Genomic DNA, 18,314 nt, shown 5'->3' with positions numbered 1-18,314 from the left:
ATTTGACCAGTCCGGTCCACATTCATGTGGGCTGGTGTGAGTCCCCTGCGGCGCGCCTCCTTGAAGGCGCCGGGGCGCGGGGGCGGTGGAAGCCCCCTACAGGAAGGTGTTGGACCCAATGGTGAAGCTGCCGATCTACATGGACTACCACGCCACCACGCCGCTGGACCCGCGGGTGCTGGAGCTCATGCTCCCCTATCTGCGCGAGGACTTCGGCAACGCGGCCAGCCGCAACCACGTGTTCGGCTGGAAGGCCGAGGCGGCGGTGAAGAAGGCCCGCCAGCAGGTGGCCGAGCTCATCGGCGCGTCCGAGCAGGAAATCGTCTTCACCTCCGGCGCCACCGAGTCCGACAACCTGGCCATCAAGGGCGTCATCGAGTTCTACAAGTCGAAGGGTGACCACATCATCACCCTCAAGACGGAGCACAAGGCCGTCCTGGACACCTGCAAGCGCCTGGAGCGCGTGCGCCAGGAGCGCCTGGACGAGCTGAAGGCGCTGCGCCTGGGCGAGCTGTCCGGTCAGGACGTCACCGAGGACAATCTGGCCGAGCTCGCGGCGAAGTACGACGTGGAGAACGACGCCGTCTACCAGAAGTGGGCGGAGCGCCCCACCGGCGGCGCGCGCGTCACCTACCTGGACGTGGAGCCCGACGGCCGGGTGAGCCTGGAGAAGCTGGCCGCGGCGATGACGCCGAAGACGGTGCTCGTCTCCATCATGTTCGCCAACAACGAGATTGGCACCGTGCAGCCCGTCGCGGAGATTGGCGCCCTCTGCCGTGCGAAGGGCGTGCTCTTCCACTGCGACGCGGTGCAGGGCATTGGCAAGGTGCCCTTCGACGTGGAGGCCATGAAGGTGGACCTCGCGTCCATCACCGCCCACAAGATGTACGGGCCCAAGGGCGTCGGCGCCCTCTACGTGCGCCGCAAGCCGCGCGTGCGCATCGCCCCCATCATCGACGGCGGCGGCCACGAGCGTGGCATGCGCTCCGGAACCCTCAATGTCGCGGCCATCGTCGGCTTCGGCGCGGCGGCGGAGTTCGCCCGCAAGGAGCTGCCCGACGAGGCCGCCCGCATCCTCCGGCTGCGCGAGAAGCTCCGGAAGGGGCTCACCGACGCGCTGGACATGACCATCATCAACGGCTCCCTGGAGCAGCGGCTGCCGGGCAACCTCAACATCTCCTTCGCCCACGCCGAGGGCGAGTCCCTGATGATGGGCATCAAGGACGTGGCGGTGTCCTCCGGCTCCGCCTGCACGTCCGCCTCGCTGGAGCCGTCCTACGTCCTGCGCGCGCTGGGCGTGGACGAGGAGCTGGCGCACAGCTCCATCCGCTTCGGCCTGGGCCGCTTCACCACCGAGGAGGAAGTGGACTACGTGGTGAAGCTGGTGGTGGACAAGGTCCGCAAGCTGCGCGAGATGAGCCCCCTCTACGAGATGGCCAAGGAAGGCATCGACCTCAAGTCGATTGAGTGGACGGCGCACTAGCGCCTTCCGAGTGAACGGCGCATTAGCCCGTCTTTCCAGGCATACAGCGGAGCGCATGGCCCCTCGCATGGGGGGCATTGCCCTCTGGAACCTTTGGTGCGAAGCATCCGTTGAAGGAGTCGACATGGCTTACAGCGACAAGGTCATCGACCACTACGAGAACCCCCGCAACGTCGGGACGATGGACAAGGAAGACCCCAACGTCGGCACCGGCCTGGTGGGCGCGCCCGCGTGCGGTGACGTGATGCGGCTCCAGTTGAAGATCACGGACGACGGTCGCATCGAGGATGCGCGGTTCAAGACCTTCGGCTGTGGCTCGGCCATCGCGTCCTCGTCGCTCGTCACCGAGTGGGTGAAGGGCAAGACGGTGGACGAGGCGATGACCATCTCCAACAAGGACGTGGCCCGCGAGCTGTCGCTGCCGCCGGTGAAGATCCACTGCTCCGTGCTGGCCGAGGACGCCATCAAGGCGGCCATCGAGGACTTCAAGAAGAAGCGCGCGGCGCGCCAGGCCAAGGCGTCCTGAGGCGGGACGGGAGAGAGGGACACCATGAGTGAGCAGGCGACCCAGGAGACGATGCAGAGCCCGGCGCCTGCCACCGCGCCCGCGGCGAAGCCCGCCCCCAAGGGCATCACCATCGCGGACAGCGCGGTGGCCCGGCTGAAGGAGCTGCTGGAGCAGCGCCAGACGCCCGAGGCCGGCCTGCGGCTGGCCGTGAAGGGCGGCGGGTGCTCGGGCCTCCAGTACTCCATGGAGTGGTCCGAGAAGTCCCGCGAGCGCGACAAGGTCTTCGAGAAGGACGGCGTGCGCGTCTTCGTGGACCCGAAGAGCTACCTGTACCTCATCGGCACGGAGCTGGTGTTCGAGCAGACGCTGATGGCCTCGGGGTTCAAGCTGAACAACCCCAACATCAAGGCCGCCTGCGGCTGCGGAGAGAGCTTCTCCGTATGACCTCCGCTCCCCTCCCCGGGGAGCCACCGTCACTCGGGCCCGGCCAGCCGCCGGGCCCTTTTCGTTTGTCACCCTTCTTGGAGAAAGCCCCCGTGAGGACCCACTTCGACGTCTTCGGCCTGCCGCGCGCCTACGACGTGGACGTGCCGGCGCTGGAGAAGCTGTACCGCGAGCTGTCGCTGCGCTGGCACCCGGACCGGGTGGCGCAGGCCGACGCGCGCGAGCGACTCAAGGCGCTGGAGGGCACCACCGCCCTCAACGAGGCCTTCAAGACGCTGAAGGACCCGGTGCGCCGCGCCTTCTACCTCCTCAAGCTGCACGGCATCGATCTGGACCGCGAGGACGCGGGCGCCCAGAAGGACATGCCGCTGGAGTTCCTGGAGGAGGTCATGGAGCTGCGCGAGGCGCTGGACGGCGCCATGGAGAAGAAGGACCTCCCTCGCGCGCGGGCCATGGCCACCGACGTGGAGGCCCGGAGCAAGGCGGCGCTCGCCGAGGCGGCCGGCGCCCTGCGCACCCTCGAAGGGGGGAGCGGGGAAGCAGACCTGGTGAAAAAGGCATCGCACGCGCTGGGGCGGGTGCGCTACTTCACGCGCTTCCTCGAGCAGGTGGACGCGTTCGAGGAGGAGAGTCTGTCGTGAGCAAGAACGGCTACCTGCAGATCCACGACCCGCTGAAGCCCAAGGGCCAGGCGGTGGGCATCGACCTGGGCACCACCAACTCGCTCGTCGCGGCGGTGGTCCAGGACAAGCCTCGCTGCGTCCCGGTGGACGAGGGGGACTCGCTGCTGTTGCCCTCCGTCGTGCACTACGCGAAGGACGGCGGCGTGGTGGTCGGCGCGCGGGCCCGGCGCCTGGCGCCCGAGCACCCCGACGACACCATCGCCTCCGTGAAGCGCTTCATGGGCCGCAGCCCGGACGACGCGGAGACGCGCAAGCTGGGGCACTACCGCTTCGTCCCCGGCGCCAAGGTGGTCCGCTTCGACGTGGCCGGCGGCACGCCGGTGACGCCGATTGAAGTGTCCGGCGAGGTGCTGCGCGCCCTCAAGCGCCGCGCGGAAGCGCACTTCTCCACCAAGGTGGAGCAGGCGGTCATCACCGTGCCCGCCTACTTCGACGACGCCCAGCGGCAGGCCACCAAGGACGCGGGCCGGCTGGCCGGGCTGGAGGTGCTGCGGCTGCTCAACGAGCCTACCGCCGCGGCGCTGGCCTACGGCCTGGACAAGGGCAGCCAGGGCACCTACGCCGTCTATGACCTGGGCGGCGGCACCTTCGACGTCTCCATCCTCAAGCTGGAGGACGGCATCTTCGAGGTGAAGTCCACCGGCGGCGACTCCGCGCTGGGAGGCGACGACTTCGACCGCGTGATTGCCTGGCACGTGCTGCAGACGATGGGCGTGACGGAGCCCGCACCCTCGCTGGTGGCGGAGGTGCTCGCGGCCTCGCGCAAGGCGAAGGAGGCGCTCACCGACGCGCCCGAGGTGCAGCTCACCGTGGGCAGCCATACGCAGACGGTGAAGCGCGCGGACTTCGACGCGTGGATTCAGCCGCTCGTGCAGAAGACGGGGCTGGTGTGCCGGCGGGCGCTGAAGGACGCGGGCGTGACGGCGGCCGAGTTGGACGGCGTCGTCCTCGTGGGCGGGGCCACGCGCGTGCCGGCGGTGCGCCGGTACGTGGCGGAGGTGTTCGGCCGTGAGCCGCTGGGTGACATCGACCCGGACCAGGTGGTGGCCATGGGCGCGGCGGTGCTCGCCAACCTGCTCACCACCGTCAACCGCCAGGACGACGTGCTGCTCCTGGATGTGATTCCGCTGTCGCTCGGGCTGGAGACGATGGGCGGCATCACCGAGAAGCTCATTCCGCGCAACTCCACCATCCCCATGGCGGCGGCCCAGGTCTTCACCACCTTCAAGGACGGACAGACGGGCCTGGACGTGCACGTGGTGCAGGGCGAGCGCGAGCTGGTGCAGGACAACCGCAGCCTCGCGCGCTTCACCCTCTCCGGCATTCCGCCGCTGGCGGCGGGCATGGCACGGGTGGAGGTGCGCTTCAGCGTGGACGCGGACGGCATCCTCTCCGTCAGCGCGAAGGAGCAGAGCACCGGCGTCAGCCAGTCCATCACCGTCAAGCCGAGCCACGGCCTCACCGACGAGGAAATCGAGCAGATGCTGCTCGACTCCATCGACCACGCCGAGGAGGACATCCAGGTCCGACAGGTGCGCGAGCAGCGCGTGGACGCCGAGCGCGTCCTCGCAGAGGCCGAGCGCCAGTTGCGTGAGCACGGCGACCTGCTCCAGGAAGGCGAGCGCCCCGCCATCGACGCGGGCATGGCGCGCGTGCGCGAGCTGATGAAGGGCGATGACCACCTGAAGCTGAAGGAGGCGGTGCACGCGCTGGACGAGGCGTCGCGGCCCTTCATCGAGCGGGTGATGAACCAGGCCATCACCCAGGTGGTGGCCGGGCACTCCGTGGAGGAGTACTGACGTGCCGAAGGTGACCTTCAAGAGCGCCCTGGCCGAGGTCAGCGCCGACGTGCCCACCGGCACCACCCTGCTGGACGCCGCCGAAACGTGCGGCGCCCAGGTGGGCCACAGCTGCGGCGGCGTCTGCGCCTGCTCCACCTGCCATATCTGGGTGCGCAAGGGCCTCGACTCGCTGAGCGAGCAGACGGACGCGGAGGCCGACCGTCTGGACATGGGGTTCGACGTCCGCCCGTACTCCCGGTTGAGCTGTCAGACGGAGCTGGGCACCGAGGACATCCAGGTGGAGATCACCGAGGAGTCCCTCACCGCCTTCATGGACGAGAACCCCGCCCTGCGCCGCGCGCTCGAGGCCGAGGGGAAATGGCCGTTGAAGAAGTAGGGTTGTTACGTAGTGCTTGACGAGGCCGGGCAGGAAATCTATACGTCTCGCCCATCGCAGCACGGCAGCACAGCCCCACCCGCCCAGGTGGTGGAATTGGTAGACACACTAGATTCAGGGTCTAGCGCCTGCAAGGGCATGGAGGTTCGAGTCCTCTCCTGGGCATGAAGTTGATAAGGGGTCCCGGTTTCCGAACCGGGGCCCCTTTTCGCTTTCTGGGGTATGGATTCCGAAGCCCGCTTCGTCGCCCCTGCTCAGGGCGGCGCGGGCTCCACGGCATCGTGGGCCACGTGGTGCGCGGCCTCGCGGGCCAGACTGCCGCCCTTGCGCAGATCTCGAATCCGAATCTTCCGCACGTGCACGGACCACGCGCCCACGGCCACCTGGCTGATGACGGTGCCCAGGTGGGTGAGCGTGGAGAAGGCCGCGGCGTCCTCCGCTGTGGCGCCCAGGCTGCGGGCCGCCCAGCTGGTGACGAAGTAGTAGAGGCCCATGCCGGCCGGCACGCCGGGGAGCGACTGGCCCAGGGAGATGGCGCCCAGGACGACGGCCCCCGCGAAGAGTCCCCCGCTGATGCCGATGCCGTGGAGCGCCATGCCATAGGCCAGTGCGGAGGCCAGCACCGGGCCCACGGAGAAGACGAAGACGCGGGCCATGCCGGTGAAGGAGCGCGCGGTGCCCAGGCCGTCGCTCAGGTGGTGGAGGAAGCTCTCCACCCGGGGCAGCTTGTGGCGCCGGTGCATCGCGTGCGCGAGCGGCGCGGCCCAGTGGGCCAGCAGCACCACCAGCGCCACCAGGCCGATGCAGAGGTAGACGGCCACCTCCAGCTCGGTGTGGAAGCGGGCCAGCGTCCCGCCGAAGGGGCCCAGCAGCGACGCGGAGACGAGCAGCATCAGCGCGGCGAACTCCATCAGCTTGCACACGCCCACCGAGCCCAGGCAGCGCAGGAAGGGGATGCGCTGCGTGCGCGACAGGAGGAACGAGCGCATGATGTCGCCCAGCTTCCCCGGCAGCGCGTTGTGCACGAAGGCGCCAATCGCCACCAGGTGGTAGCGCTCCTTCAGCGGCACCGGCCGGCGCAGGGTGCTCTGCCACTGCACCGCGCGCAGCGGAATCACCGAGGCCTGCAGGAGGAGGAAGGGCACCAGCCACACGAGGTGGCCGGGGAGCGCCCTCACGAACTCGCCGAGCGGGAAGCGCGGCTGGAGCAGCGGCCCCGCGTCGTGCAGGTTCCACCGGAAGAAGGCCGTGGACAGCAGGAAGACGGACAACACCAGGCCCAGCACCGCCAGCAGGGCCTTGATGAGCGTACGGCCTCCACTCCCGCGCGTGGGCCTCATTCCCCTCCCCTTCACAGCACCAGCCTCAGGGACGGTGCCGGGTCCAGGTACGCCTCCGCCAGCCGCTCGTGGAGTTGCACGCAGTGGCCCAGCCCGGACAGGTCCACCGGAGCGTTGGCCGGCCATGCGACCAGGCTGTTGGCCTCCGTGCGCGTGAGTCCCCCGTGCGAGCCGAACTCCCATGCGAAGCCCACGGTGCCGCCACGCTGCACCGCCTCGCCGAAGAGCACCACGTCACCCGCCGTCGACATCGAGGGCAGCCCGCGGAGGAAGTCCGCCACCGCGCGCTTGCTGAACTCGGGCGACAGCGGCGCGCGGTCCAGCTCGTCCGGGCCGTACACACCCCCCTTCACCACGGCCACCGCGGAGTGGCCCCGCCGCATCGCGACGATGCCAATTTCCGGGCTCTGCGTGACGTGCGCGAGGACTCGAGGGAAGCGCGCGAGCAGCTCACGGGCCTCCAGCGGCTGGCGCCCACCGGAGAGGTACACGTGCGCGAAGTTGCCGCACTCCATGACCACCGGCTTGAAGGGCGCGCGCGGGGGGGTGTCCGGCTCGGGACGGACGCGGCCGTCGCAGAGGCCGCGCACCACGTCCTCGGACGGTGGGCCCGCGTCGCCGCCTTCGAGCAGCCACTGCTCCAGGCGCCGGCCCTGGCGCCGCTCCAGCGGCAGGCTGTCCACGTGCCCGTGGTCGGAGAGGATGACGACGTCGTAGGGCCGCTCCACGGTGCGCGCCACCGCGTAGAGTTCCGAGAGATACGTGTCCACGCGGTGCAATTCGTCGAGCGCGAGCCGCGAGCGGGGACCGCGGCGGTGGGCCACCTCGTCGTAGTTGCCGTAGACGAGGTAGACGGCGGGCACGCCGCGCACCATGTCCACGAGCGCCTTGGTGTGCGCGAAGCTCCAGCCCAGCCGCTGCAGGAGGACGCGGCTCATGAGGAAGCCCTGCTCGTGGCGCCAGTCGCGGATGGAGCGCACCCAGTGCCGCACCTCGCGCGCCGCGTGCCACGTGTCCATGCCCAGCGAGCGCAGGTAGGAGAACACACCGCGCGTGCGTGCCGCGGACAGGCCCATCATCTCGTAGGAGAACGAGCGCGCCATCAGCTTGAAGCTGGCCAGCGTGCTCATGCTGAGCGCGTTGTTCGCGCCCGCGCGGAACAGCGAGAAGTACCCGTGTCCGCCGCCGTCGAGCAGGCTGGTGCGCCCCGCGCCGCGCAGGCGCTGGTCGATTTCGAGCGCGTCCGCCGGCGTGTTCATCTGCACCTTGCGTCCCAGCTCGCGGTCGTACCAGGAGTAGGCCGGCAGGTTGGAGTGCCGCATCCCGTAGAGCAGCCCCGCCTGGAAATAGGGCGTCGACGTGGGTGCGCCCCAGAACGCGTCTTCCAGGTGAAAGGTGCCAGAGCGGACGAGGCTCGAGAAAAACGGCATCTTCCCGGCGACGACGGCCTGGTCCAGGAGGGTCTTCGGCACACCGTCAAGGTGCACGATGACCACATTCCTCGGCCGGCGTTGTGGCGACGGTGGAACCTTTGAGCCAATACGACGTACCAGGCCGTTGGCCCACATGTGCATGGCTGGCGTAATGACACCGCTCACGTTGACGCCTCCCCTCCCCCGCGAGGCAAAATGAGCACTCGGGGGGCCGCTCGCCTTCGCCAGCAGCCTGGTCTGCTGGTGGGTAGGCAAGCAGCCCGGGCCGTTCCGCCGTTCGGGATGTTTTCGTTCCTCTGACAGTTCAGAGCGGTCCCCCAATGCTCATTCCCGCCGCCCTCATCCTCGCCAGCCTGGCCGCCGCCCCGGTGGTGCCTCCACAGCCCGCCCCCGGGCTACCGCCCGCGAAGAAGGAGTCCGGTGTCGACGCGATTGCACTGCCGCTGGTGAGCTTCAACTCGGACCACGGCTTCGGCTACGGCGGCGTGGGTGGCATGTACCTGTACTCGCCGGGGAAGGTGCCGTACGCGCACGCCATTGGCGCGCAGGTGTTCTTCAGCACCCGCGGCGTGCAGACCCACTACCTGCGCTACGACGGGCCGCAGCTCATCGGCCCGCTGCGGCTGGAGGGGCGGCTGGAGTACCGACGGGAGATGCGCAGTCCCTTCTTCGGCGCGGGCAACAAGTCCGCCCCTGACTTCCGCGGCGATGAGGACGACCCTCGCTACAACTTCGACAAGGGTTCGCCGGGCTTCTGGGTGCGCCTGCGCGGGCGGCCGTTCGGCCTGACGCACCCGCTCCAGTCGTACGTGGGCTACGGGTGGCGGTACACGAGCGTGGACTCGAATGAGGCGTCCATGCTGTCGAAGCAGAAGCCGCTCGGCATCGAGGGTGGCTCCACGGGACAGTTGCTGGCGGGCGTGCTCTGGGACACGCGCGACGACGAGTCGGACCCGACGGTGGGCGGCGTGGAGGAGCTGGCGCTGCGCGTGTCGGGCAGCGCGACGGGGAGCAGGTACCAGTATGCGGGCGTGACGCTGAGCGAGCGGCGCTACATCAAGCTGTCGTCGCGGCTGACGCTGGCGCACCGGCTGACGTTGGACATGCTCTTCGGCGACGTGCCGTTCTACGAGTGGAGCAACACGGGCGGCGTCAACGTGTCCGAGGGCATCGGTGGGATGAGCAGCGTGCGCGGGATTGAGCGCAACCGCTTCTCGGGGAACATCAAGGCGTTCAGCAACACGGAGCTGCGGTTCCAGGCGGCGAACCTCCAGATGTTCGGCCAGAGCATGAGGCTGGGCGCCGTGGTGTTCATGGACTTCGGCCGCGTGTGGCACCCGGGCGTGCCGGACGGCAAGTGGTACGAGTGGCACCCGGGAATCGGCGGAGGCGTGCGCCTGTCCCGTCGCGCCGCCACGGTGCGCGCGGACTATGCGCGCTCGACGGAGACCGGGCGAGGGCGGTTCTACCTGACCTTCGGGCACATGTTCTGAAGCGGGCCTGGGGCTCGGAACGGCTACAGCTTCACGCCGTTCACCTGCTCCAGCACCTTGCGGAGCTCGTCCTCGGTGGCGCCAGACTCCTTGGCGAGCCTTGTCGCGGAGAACGTCACGGCCGCCGTAGACGGCGGGTACTGGGAGAACGTGCCCACTACGATTCCGACCTGACCGGGCCATGGGAGCGCCGCCAGCTCACGGCTCCTCCGAGCGGGGTCGAGAACGGTGAAGCATGGCCATGAGGGAAATCGCAGGGTGCTGGCGTCACAGCCGATGAACCGACACCCGTCGAGTTGTGCGCCCGTGAAATCGCAGTCCTCGATGCCCCCTGCCTCGGAGTCTGGCCAGCGGCCGAAATCATTGCCGCTCAGGGTGCCGGTGAAGCGACAGCCCTTCACGAAGACCTCGTCCCAGCGGAAGTGCTTGAGGGGCTTCTTCACCTCGATGGAGCAGTCGATGAGGCGTGTCCTGGCGATGGTCAGCGCGCTGGCCGGCACCCCGATGACGAGCGTGCAGTTGCGCAAGGTCAGGTGATGACCGAGGTAGTAGTGCTCGGTCTTGCTGGTCAGCTCGAGCCGCTCGTTCACGAGTTCTGTATCTCGGAACTGAATCATGGAGCCTCAATCCGCTGGCGCGCTCAGAAGGTGATCATCCGGAACAGGGCATCTGCCATGCGCTGTCCGTGCAGGGTCAGGTTGGAGGCCGTCCCGGAGAGAACTTCGTATCTGTACCCTGTTGCAGGATCAACCGCGTCGACACCAGTCCGGCTCCACCGCAGCTCTGGGAATTGCCTCCTCAGCTCACCCTCTACGAAGCGGCCTCTGGATTGCCGTTCCAACAATCGCGCCAGCCACGTCCTACCCTGTGCCGCGGCACGCTGGATGGCGATGAGCTCGTCGGCGTCAGGCCCTCGCACGCTCCAGCGCTCGGCACTGCGGACAGCAGCGGCCTGCAGCCGGTCTCCCACAGGGTCCGCCGCAGGGAGGTCCTTCAACAGCTTGTTCGCGGGCACGTGCCAGCGTTGACCGTGGGTGAGCACCTGCCGGTTGCCGCCCTGGTGCCGGAGGATGGTGGTGACCGCGGCCTCTGACTCCGCGGCCGCCGCGCCCGCCCGGCTCCCCGGGCTCTTCATCAGGACGGAGAAGGTGCCCTCGGACGAAGCCGCCACCGACTCCACGTCAGCCACCGCCGCGAGCCGGAGCCCTCCCTGTGCTTCGGCCTGCACGGCTGCCTGCGAGAAGCCGGGCAGCTTCGGCATCAACTTCGCCAGCTTCGGCACCGCGCCACCGAGGGCCGCCGTAGCCACCATCACCAGCACACGCGCGGTGTTCTCGCCCATCACCCGGCCAAACTTCTCTCCGGCCTCGCTCAGCTCGTCGAAAGTGGTGGCCCGGTCGGCGTCCTCCACCAGCCGCACCCAGCCGCGCATCAGGCTCCACACCGTGTCCACGCCCAGCCAGCCCAGCAACACCACCGTCATTCCCGCCGCGATGGTTTTGGAGAGCGGGTCGGGTAGTGCCCACAGCAGCAGGTAGACGACGGCCGTCCACACCAACAGGGCCAGCACGGCGGAGGGCTGCACCATGCCCTTGAGCGCTTGCGTCGTTTCCGCGAGCACCGAGCCCAGCGAAATCGCCAGGGCCAGGGCATACCGGTCGTCACCGCGCACAGTGGCGCCATCCACCAGCAGGCGCAGGCAGTCACCACCGCCTTGCGTGCGCTGGCACCAGCGCAGGTACTCGCGCGTCAGCTCCGCTTCGGCGCGCGACGCGGTTGCACTCACGTTCACGGGAGCCAGCCGGATGAGGTGTTCGCCTTCCACCTGAGACAAGGCCTGGGCGAGCAACTGCCGGGCCTGCTCCCGAGGCGTCTCGACGGGCCGGGCTTCGCGAGCCAGCCTCGCCACCGCCTCCATGAAGTCATCCGCATCCACCTCGACCGGCGACACAGGTGTGCTTCTTGGAGAGAGGACGAGCAAGCCGTATCGAGCCGTCCCTGGGCTCCCCTCGCCGCCATCCTCCGAGGGGCGCGAGACACGTGGAGCGCTTCCACAGGCGGTCAGGAGCACCATGAGTACGGCACCAACCTGTCGGAGCGTCATGCAGGGTCCTCCAGCTTCTGGAGGGCATGACGCTACGGCAGCGCGTGCTGGATGAGGACAATTCCCGAAGTCCTCCACGAGCCACGGGCATCGACGGGGGCACGCATCCGGGAGGAGCCACGGTGCCCCTCCCGGACGCGCGCGACTACGCGTGAATCACGGACCGTCGACCGTGAGGTCGTCGACGGCGATGCCGCAGGTCACGCCGGTCGAGGTGCTCTCCAGCTTGATGAGCGTGCTCGTCGTCGTCGCGTTGAACACGTACGTCCGCTGCGTCCACCCCGCGAGCGAGTTCGTGAAGCTCGCGGTGGAGGGGCCGTAGGTGAGCTTCGCGGAGCGGTTGACGCCCGTGCAGCCAGGGCTGTTGGCCACCCAGAGCTTCACCGTGTACCCGCCGCCCACCACCGTGGGAATCGTCTGCGAGATGCTGCCCGCGCCCATGCCGTTGAGGTCCACGGACTTGGTACCGCTGTTCGGCGTCTTGTAGGTGCTGTGCATCACCTTGATGCTGCCGCCGATGGTCCAGTTCGTGAGCGTCGTCGCTCCCGTGGTGAGAACCGTGTAGTTGTAGCTACCGGACGGAGCGGCCTCGAAGCCGCTGTTGGTGATGAGCTGGAGCCCCTGCTCCGTGCTCCCCAGCTCCGGAGTCGCCGGCTCCTCCGTCTGCGGCCCGCCACAGCCCGCCAGCACCAGTCCCAGTACAGCGCCACCACGGATGATGTGTTTCACGTTCATGTTGCCCCCTGCGTAGGTGGGCCACGGCGGGGCTTTTTGGACCCCGCACATGGCACGGCGTGACAGCCGCAACTGGGTAACGCGAAACACAGAAAAGATTGAATTGTCGACATTAAACCCGCCCGCCGTGCAGCCGGGCGTGCGGGCCCCGCAGGGGCGCGTCTGACTCAGATGTATTCGTCGACCCAGTCGAACATGCGGTGGTTGGCGACGGCCTGCGCGCCTTCCTGGCAGTGCAGTTGCCCGGTGTCCTCCTCGGTGAAGAGCAGGTAGTCCTTGGGGCACGTCAGGGCGTCGAAGAGCAGCTTCGCCTGGCCCACGGTGAAGGCCTCGGCGGTGCCGTCCATGACAAGGGTGCGGCAGCGGATGCGCTGTACGACGGGCACGTTGGTGAACTCGCGGAGCTTGAACAGCAGGTCCGACGGCGAGCTGGCGCCGTGCTTGGACATCGAGTCCCGCATGTACCAGCGGTACAGGAACACCGCGTCCATCAACTGCGCCATCGCCGCGTCGAACGCCCGCGGGTCCTGGTCGAGCAGCGGCATGATGTCCGGAAAGTACATGTTGAACTGGTCGAACGAAGCCTGCCCCCAGTCCAGGACACCCGGGTTCGGAATCAGCAGCTTGATGCGCCGCTCGAAGGCGGCCGCGCGCGGCACGAGCGCCCCACCCATGCTCCACCCCAGCAGCGCGATGCGTCGGTCATCCACGCCTGAGATTCGCGTGGCGAAGTTGATGACGGGGGTGATGACCTTCTCCCAGTCGGGCCGGAAGGCGAGCCCCTGCGCGCGGATGGCCATGCCCTGACCGGGCGCGTGCACGATGAGGCAGTGGTAGCCACGCTCCAGGGCGGCATCAATCACATACTTGGACTCCTCGGGCCAGGCGTCGCGCCCCTGCTGGAAGACGAGCAGCGGCGCCTGGCCGTGGGCGCTGGGGCTCCGGAAGAAGTAGCCGGGCAGCGTGGTGTTCTCGTAGGGAATCCGCACGGCGGTGGCCGGAATCCGGAGCAGCGAGACGGCCTTGTTGTACGCATCGACGGCCTTGCGCCCCGTGGCGAGCACGCTCGGATGGCCGGGCTCGGGGTGATGAATCAAGGCGGCGCGGTAGTAATTGGCGGCGCGCAGGTACGCATTGCCGGCACTGTGACGGCGGCCCTTCGCGTGGCTCGCGTCGCCCATCATGCGGAGCCTGTCGGCCGTGCTGACCCACTCGGTGGGCCAGCTCCAATCGTCGCCCGGGACGATGCGGCGCGCGGTGTCGAGCACTTCGCCGACATCCGACTGGGCGCTGTACGTCCCAGCCAGGAAGTGCAAGAGCTGACTCTCCATGATGGGGTCTTCCATCAACCCCAGCTCGTACCAGGGACGCGGCTCCGCGGCGGCAGGAGTCTGACGAGGCGCCGCGGCGTTGGCGGGCGTCGTACGAAGGAGCGCAAGGCCCCCGGTGAGGCCAAGGCTGGCCTGGAGGAGGGAGCGACGGTTCAGCATGGTCTGAAAACCTCTCGGAAGGAGCGTTTGACGTTCAAACCCCGGAGGCGTTCGAACCTGTCACCCGCACTTTTCCGAGCAGCTCAGCCCAGCGCGTCCAACCAGTTGCGCAGCCGCACATCCACCTGCGCCTCGCCGCGCACACCGGGCTCCGCGTCCAGCGTCAGGGTATGGAAGCCACGCGCCTCCAAGCCCTTGCACAGCTCCGCGCGCACCTGCGCATCCGGGGCGAACAAGATGCACCCGTCCCCGCCACCCGCGCCGGACAGCTTCCCCGCGCAGCCGTACGCCGCCGCCAGCGCGAGCACCCGGCGCATCCCTTCCGTCTCCAGCGGGCCCAGTTCCAGCAACAACTCGTGCTGCGCCTTCACCGCCTCGGAGAAGGCACGGAAGTCTCCACCCCCGAGGCCGTCTTCAATCACCTGCCCGAGCGCGTCCGAGCGCTCCACGAAGGCCCGCCGCCCCGCCTCCTCGAGCCGCGCTTCCACCTGCGCAATCAACAGCCGCGTGGATGCGCTCTCACCCGTGAAGGCATACGCCATGGACACGCGCGGCACCGCCAGGCGCCACACGTCCACTGACGGGGACTCCGCCAGCGCCGCGCGCAGCCGGCCCGCGTTGCTCGCTTCAATCAGCGGCGCCACGTCATAGCGCCGGTAGCGCAGCAGCCCTCCGGCGAAGCTCGCCGCCACGTCCCCGCCGCTACCCTTCCCGCCCTGCCCCAGCGCATGCGCCGCCAACGCCAGCTTCAGCGCGTCGTAGCGCTCCTCCAGCACGTAGCGCGCGCCTTCCGCCGCCAGCACCGTCGCGCACGCGCTGCCACCCATGCCCAGCTTCTGCCCGTTCGGCCCCACCGCGGACGGCGCCACCGCCAGGTCGAAGCCCGGGCTCGCGCGGCCGTGCGCTCGCAGCGCCTCGTCCAGCGCGCGCGCCACGAAGGAGAACCCCGCCGGCACCTCGCGCTCCCAGCGCACGCCCAGGGGCGTGGTGCTCCCGCCCAGCGTCCCCTCCTCCAGGCACACGTGCACGCGGGCATCATTGCGACGCCGCACATGGGCCGCCGTGCGAGGCGCCACCGCGGCCACGCGCGACACCCCGCCCCACAGCACCGCGTACTCACCGGAGACGAACAACTTCCCCGGCGCGGAGAGGGCGCGCTCCATCAGAACAGGTGCTCCGCCTTCAATTCCGCGTCACCGCCCGGCACGCACCGCACCACCTCCAGCGCGCCGCATGCGCGCGCGAGCGCCTCGGCCGCCACCTCATGTGCCGCGTCCGTCAGCAGCACCGGGTTGGGCCCCGCGTCCAGGGTGAACCACACGGGCATGCCCTTCTTCCGCTGCTCGCGCAGGTGCTGGATGAGCGCCAGCGTCCCCGAATTCAGGTAGCAGAGCGGCGGGTTGGCCGCGAAGGCCGTCGCGTGCATCCGCCACGCATTGCGCTCGCACAACTCTCCCAAGGCCTGCAAGTCACGCCGGGAGATGTGCTCGCGCGCCTGGGGAAGCTCCTTCTCCGCGTCCTGCACCCACGCCGGGTAGTACGGGCTGGTGTCCACCGTGTGCTTCATCCCGTCCCGCGACTTCACCTCCTTCTCGCCGCGGTCGAGGATGGCCACCACCATGCGCAGGTCCGGCCACCAGGCCGCGTCGAAGCGCTGCACCGCGAAGCTGTCCTCGCCGTCCGCGCGCTCTCCGCGCTGCCACTCGCAGAAGCCGCCCTGCACGCTTCGGCACGCCGAGCCGCTGCCCAGGCGCGCCAGGATGCTCGCCGCCTTCGGCTCCGCCGGCAGTCCCGCCGCCGCGCGCCCCGCCACCGCCAGCGCCGCGAAACCCGCCGCGCTGCTGGCCAGCCCCGCCGCCATGGGGAAGTCCCCGCGCGACACCACCTTCGCCGGGCCCAACTCCTTCTTCGCCGCCGCGCGCACCGACTCCAACAGGCGCAGCACGCGCTCGCGCTCGCTGCCCCGGGCCGTGTGGCCGTTGAGCTCCACGGCGTCGTTGCCCACGCCGAACTCCACCGTCGTCGTCACCGACAGCGGCGACAGCGTGAGGGACAGGCTGGACTGGTGAGGAAGGATGAGCGCGTCGTCCCGCTTCCCCCAGTACTTCACCAGGGCGATGTTCGGATGCGCGAGTGCAGTCGCTTTCATGAGTGGACTCACAACGCCCGCGGACCCGCGAGCTGGCTGCTGAAGCAGCGCACGCCGAGCCGGGTGAGCTTCGTCACCGCCGGCCCGGGTTCGAGGAACAGGCCGATGACGGCCCCACCATCTCCGCCGGCCCCGGTGAGCTTGGCGCCCAGCGCCCCCAGCCCCCGCAGCCGGTACACCATCTCCTCCAACGGCGGGGACGACAGCCCCAGCGCCGCCAGCAGGCCCTGGTTGACGTTCATCGCGTCCCCCAGCGCCTCCAGATCTCCCGCCTCCACCGCCCGCGCGCCCTCGGAGGCCACGCGCCCAATCTCGGTGAACAGGCGCGTGTACCGCTGGGGCCACCGCGCCTGCCGCTCGCGCAGCGCCCCCACCGTCGCCTTCGTCGGGCTGCGCTCACCCGCCAACGCCACCACCACGTGCAGCGGCTTCGGGCTGTCCACCCGCTGCCCCTTGCCCACCGTCGTACCCGGCTTGCGGCGGTAGAGGACGAGCTGCTCCTGGGCGCTGGTGGTGTGGTCCACGCCGGACGGCGTGCCGTGGAACTCCTGCTCCATGGCCCACGCCACGCGCGCGGCGTCCTTCGGCGTGGGCTCCTTCCCCGCCGCCTTCAGCAACAGTCGCGCGCACGCCACCGACAGCGCGGCGGAGCTGCCCAGGCCCACGGCCAGCGGCAGGTCCGCGTCCAGCGTCACCTTCACCGGCGGCGAGCCGGTGGCCTCCGCCGCACGGGCGAAGGCGGCGGTGAGCTGCGCACGCTGTGGTCGGCTCAGGTTCGACGGCAGCGAGAGCTGGCACTGCTTCGCCGGCCCCCCGCGCGCCGTCACGCCCTGGGACAACGGCCCGGCCAGCGCCGGGTGGCCATACACCACGCTGTGCTCGCCGAGCAGGATGACCTTGCCGGCGCCAAAGGCCGTCAGCGGTGGAGAGCGCGGGGCCACGGGCTCAGCCGTTGGTGCCGGTGGCGGCCGCGGCGTCTTCGGCCGGAAGGCTGGCGAGCAGCTCCCGGGCCTTCTCCACCTTCACGTGCCCGGCCTTCACCAGGAGGTTGGCAATCTTCTCCACCCAGTGGCCGCGCGCGCCCGCCGTCACCGCCACGCAGCGCGCGTGCAGCGCCATGTGTCCCTTCTGGATGCCCACGCTGCCCAGCGCCCGCAGCGCCGCGAAGTTCTGCGCCAGCCCCACCGCCGCGAACACCATGGACAGCTCGCGCACGTTGGTGGTGCGCATCAGCTTGAGGGACATCTGCACGCCCGGGTGCACCTTGATGGGGCCGCCCACCGTGCCCAGCGCCATGGGCAGCTCAATCCGGCCCACCAGGTGGCCCTCCTCCAGGTACCACGTGGAGAGCGGCCGGTACTGCCCGCCGCGGCAGGCGAACGCGTGCGCGCCGGCCTCAATCGCGCGCCAGTCCTGACCCGTGGCGATGGCCACCGAGTCGATGCCGTTCATCACGCCCTTGTTGTGCGTGGCGGCGCGGTACGGGTCGGCCTCCGCGAAGCGGCTGGCCTGGGCGATGCCCTCGGCAATCTCCTCGCCCGGCATGTTGAAGTCCGCCAGCTGCGCCAGCGGGATGCGGCACATGGCGCGCGCCAGCCGGCGGTCCGCCAGGTTGGAGAGGATGCGCAGGTACACCTTGCCGCCGGTGATCTGCTCGATGAGCGGCGCCACGCCCTCGGCCACGGTGTTGATGAGGTTGGCCCCCATCGCCTCCTGCGTGTCGATGAGGACGTGGACGATGAGCAGCGGCTCGCCTCGCGGGCCTTCCGGCGCCGGCAGCACGCGGACCTCCACGTCCCGGGCGCCACCGCCGCGCGCCACCATGGACGGGTGGAAGCTGTTGGCCAGCGCGAGGATCTGCTCCTTGTGCGCGAGGATGTTCTCGGTGGCCACCGTCGGGTCGCCGTAGCGAGTCACCTGGATCTGGCCAATCATCATCGACTCGTCGGCCTCGGCGGTGAAGCCACCCGCCTCGCGGACGATCTTCGCGGCGAAGGACACCGCCGCGACCACCGACGGCTCCTCCACGGCCATGGGCACCAGGTAGTCGCGCCCGTTGACCTGCATGTTGAGGCCCAGGCCCAGCGGCAGGGAGAAGGTGCCCACCGCGTTCTCGATCATCTGGTTCGCGAGCACGGGCTCCAGCGACGCCGTGCCGCGCAGCTGCTGCAGTTCCTCGGGCGTGAGCCGGAACATCCGGGCGAGCTGCGCGAGGCGCTCCTCCATCGGCAGCTTGTGGAACCCGGCGAGCCGGGACGTCACGGTCTCAGACAT

Annotated in this window: 18 protein-coding genes and 1 tRNA gene; 9 read left to right on the top strand and 10 right to left on the bottom strand. The window is 69.5% G+C overall.

Going from position 1 to position 18,314, the window contains the following annotated elements; all coding sequences use genetic code 11:
* Window positions 1-121 precede the first annotated feature (121 nt).
* The 7 genes from OV427_RS37610 to OV427_RS37580 all read left to right on the top strand — a co-directional run bounded on the left by OV427_RS37610 (window position 122) and on the right by OV427_RS37580 (window position 5,461).
* Window positions 122-1,483, top strand: coding sequence for an IscS subfamily cysteine desulfurase (locus OV427_RS37610; RefSeq protein ID WP_267863534.1), 1,362 nt, complete (start codon window positions 122-124; stop codon window positions 1,481-1,483).
* 124 nt (window positions 1,484-1,607) lie between these two features.
* A complete protein-coding gene (iscU, locus tag OV427_RS37605; protein WP_163998403.1) occupies window positions 1,608-2,009 on the top strand; it encodes a Fe-S cluster assembly scaffold IscU in 402 nt (133 codons plus the stop codon).
* 24 nt (window positions 2,010-2,033) lie between these two features.
* Complete coding sequence (locus tag OV427_RS37600) at window positions 2,034-2,435, top strand: HesB/IscA family protein (protein ID WP_267861049.1); 402 nt, start codon at window positions 2,034-2,036, stop codon at window positions 2,433-2,435.
* Window positions 2,436-2,527: 92 nt separating this feature from the next.
* Window positions 2,528-3,076 (top strand): Fe-S protein assembly co-chaperone HscB, encoded by a 549-nt coding sequence (gene hscB / locus OV427_RS37595; RefSeq protein WP_267861048.1) that lies wholly within the window; start codon window positions 2,528-2,530, stop codon window positions 3,074-3,076.
* On the top strand, window positions 3,073-4,917 hold the full coding sequence (gene hscA / locus OV427_RS37590; protein ID WP_267861047.1) for a Fe-S protein assembly chaperone HscA: 1,845 nt from the start codon (window positions 3,073-3,075) through the stop codon (window positions 4,915-4,917). The genes hscB and hscA overlap by 4 nt, the downstream gene beginning before the upstream one ends.
* Before the next feature lies 1 nt (window position 4,918).
* Window positions 4,919-5,296 (top strand): 2Fe-2S iron-sulfur cluster-binding protein, encoded by a 378-nt coding sequence (locus OV427_RS37585; RefSeq protein WP_267861046.1) that lies wholly within the window; start codon window positions 4,919-4,921, stop codon window positions 5,294-5,296.
* Window positions 5,297-5,377: 81 nt separating this feature from the next.
* Window positions 5,378-5,461: transfer RNA gene (locus OV427_RS37580), tRNA-Leu, on the top strand.
* A gap of 89 nt (window positions 5,462-5,550) precedes the next feature.
* On the opposite strand, the gene OV427_RS37575 is transcribed toward OV427_RS37580, so the two are convergent.
* A complete protein-coding gene (locus tag OV427_RS37575) occupies window positions 5,551-6,636 on the bottom strand; it encodes a lysylphosphatidylglycerol synthase transmembrane domain-containing protein (protein WP_267861045.1) in 1,086 nt (361 codons plus the stop codon).
* Between the two features lie 11 nt (window positions 6,637-6,647).
* On the bottom strand, window positions 6,648-8,210 hold the full coding sequence (locus tag OV427_RS37570; protein ID WP_267863533.1) for an alkaline phosphatase family protein: 1,563 nt from the start codon (window positions 8,208-8,210) through the stop codon (window positions 6,648-6,650).
* Window positions 8,211-8,389: 179 nt separating this feature from the next.
* Between OV427_RS37570 and omp85 the strand changes: the two genes are divergently transcribed.
* Window positions 8,390-9,562 carry an Omp85 family outer membrane protein gene (gene omp85, locus OV427_RS37565; RefSeq protein WP_267861044.1) on the top strand — a complete coding sequence of 391 codons (1,173 nt, stop codon included), beginning with the start codon at window positions 8,390-8,392 and terminating at the stop codon, window positions 9,560-9,562.
* Between the two features lie 23 nt (window positions 9,563-9,585).
* Here the strand turns inward: omp85 and OV427_RS37560 are convergent, their stop codons facing one another.
* Both OV427_RS37560 and OV427_RS37555 read right to left on the bottom strand, forming a co-directional pair.
* A complete protein-coding gene (locus OV427_RS37560; RefSeq protein WP_267861043.1) occupies window positions 9,586-10,179 on the bottom strand; it encodes a hypothetical protein in 594 nt (197 codons plus the stop codon).
* Between the two features lie 23 nt (window positions 10,180-10,202).
* Window positions 10,203-11,513 carry a hypothetical protein gene (locus tag OV427_RS37555; protein ID WP_267861042.1) on the bottom strand — a complete coding sequence of 437 codons (1,311 nt, stop codon included), beginning with the start codon at window positions 11,511-11,513 and terminating at the stop codon, window positions 10,203-10,205.
* A gap of 179 nt (window positions 11,514-11,692) precedes the next feature.
* On the opposite strand from OV427_RS37555, the gene OV427_RS37550 reads away from it, so the two are divergent.
* Window positions 11,693-11,821: a hypothetical protein gene (locus tag OV427_RS37550; protein WP_267861041.1), complete on the top strand. Its 129-nt coding sequence runs from the start codon at window positions 11,693-11,695 to the stop codon at window positions 11,819-11,821.
* A gap of 1 nt (window position 11,822) precedes the next feature.
* On the opposite strand, the gene OV427_RS37545 is transcribed toward OV427_RS37550, so the two are convergent.
* The 6 genes from OV427_RS37545 to OV427_RS37520 all read right to left on the bottom strand — a co-directional run bounded on the left by OV427_RS37545 (window position 11,823) and on the right by OV427_RS37520 (window position 18,314).
* Entirely contained in the window at window positions 11,823-12,401 is a 579-nt protein-coding gene (locus tag OV427_RS37545; protein ID WP_267861040.1) for a DUF642 domain-containing protein, read from the bottom strand.
* Window positions 12,402-12,568: 167 nt separating this feature from the next.
* Window positions 12,569-13,891, bottom strand: coding sequence for an alpha/beta hydrolase family protein (locus OV427_RS37540; RefSeq protein WP_267861039.1), 1,323 nt, complete (start codon window positions 13,889-13,891; stop codon window positions 12,569-12,571).
* 83 nt (window positions 13,892-13,974) lie between these two features.
* Window positions 13,975-15,054 carry a mevalonate kinase gene (locus OV427_RS37535; RefSeq protein ID WP_267861038.1) on the bottom strand — a complete coding sequence of 360 codons (1,080 nt, stop codon included), beginning with the start codon at window positions 15,052-15,054 and terminating at the stop codon, window positions 13,975-13,977.
* A complete protein-coding gene (mvaD, locus tag OV427_RS37530) occupies window positions 15,054-16,040 on the bottom strand; it encodes a diphosphomevalonate decarboxylase (RefSeq protein ID WP_267861037.1) in 987 nt (328 codons plus the stop codon). The genes OV427_RS37535 and mvaD overlap by 1 nt, the downstream gene beginning before the upstream one ends.
* Before the next feature lie 8 nt (window positions 16,041-16,048).
* Window positions 16,049-16,981, bottom strand: coding sequence for a mevalonate kinase (mvk, locus tag OV427_RS37525; protein WP_267861036.1), 933 nt, complete (start codon window positions 16,979-16,981; stop codon window positions 16,049-16,051).
* Between the two features lie 4 nt (window positions 16,982-16,985).
* The gene (locus OV427_RS37520; protein ID WP_267861035.1) at window positions 16,986-18,314 is read right to left on the bottom strand and encodes a hydroxymethylglutaryl-CoA reductase, degradative; all 1,329 of its coding nucleotides are present in this window, start codon (window positions 18,312-18,314) and stop codon (window positions 16,986-16,988) included.

Source organism: Pyxidicoccus sp. MSG2 (genome assembly GCF_026626705.1).
In the GTDB taxonomy this organism is placed as follows: Bacteria; Myxococcota; Myxococcia; order Myxococcales; family Myxococcaceae; genus Myxococcus.
This window is presented reverse-complemented; position numbering and strand designations above follow the sequence as displayed.

Bases quoted from the DNA above. Each gene is read 5' to 3' on its own strand.
- iscU (WP_163998403.1), top strand. From the start codon at position 1,608: ATGGCTTACAGCGACAAGGTCATCGACCACTACGAGAACCCCCGCAAC.
- OV427_RS37600 (WP_267861049.1), top strand. From the start codon at position 2,034: ATGAGTGAGCAGGCGACCCAGGAGACGATGCAGAGCCCGGCGCCTGCC.
- OV427_RS37575 (WP_267861045.1), bottom strand. From the start codon at position 6,636: ATGAGGCCCACGCGCGGGAGTGGAGGCCGTACGCTCATCAAGGCCCTG.
- OV427_RS37570 (WP_267863533.1), bottom strand. From the start codon at position 8,210: ATGCACATGTGGGCCAACGGCCTGGTACGTCGTATTGGCTCAAAGGTT.
- omp85 (WP_267861044.1), top strand. From the start codon at position 8,390: ATGCTCATTCCCGCCGCCCTCATCCTCGCCAGCCTGGCCGCCGCCCCG.
- OV427_RS37560 (WP_267861043.1), bottom strand. From the start codon at position 10,179: ATGATTCAGTTCCGAGATACAGAACTCGTGAACGAGCGGCTCGAGCTG.
- OV427_RS37550 (WP_267861041.1), top strand. From the start codon at position 11,693: ATGACGCTACGGCAGCGCGTGCTGGATGAGGACAATTCCCGAAGTCCT.
- OV427_RS37545 (WP_267861040.1), bottom strand. From the start codon at position 12,401: ATGAACGTGAAACACATCATCCGTGGTGGCGCTGTACTGGGACTGGTG.
- OV427_RS37540 (WP_267861039.1), bottom strand. From the start codon at position 13,891: ATGCTGAACCGTCGCTCCCTCCTCCAGGCCAGCCTTGGCCTCACCGGG.
- OV427_RS37535 (WP_267861038.1), bottom strand. From the start codon at position 15,054: ATGGAGCGCGCCCTCTCCGCGCCGGGGAAGTTGTTCGTCTCCGGTGAG.
- mvaD (WP_267861037.1), bottom strand. From the start codon at position 16,040: ATGAAAGCGACTGCACTCGCGCATCCGAACATCGCCCTGGTGAAGTAC.
- OV427_RS37520 (WP_267861035.1), bottom strand. From the start codon at position 18,314: ATGTCTGAGACCGTGACGTCCCGGCTCGCCGGGTTCCACAAGCTGCCG.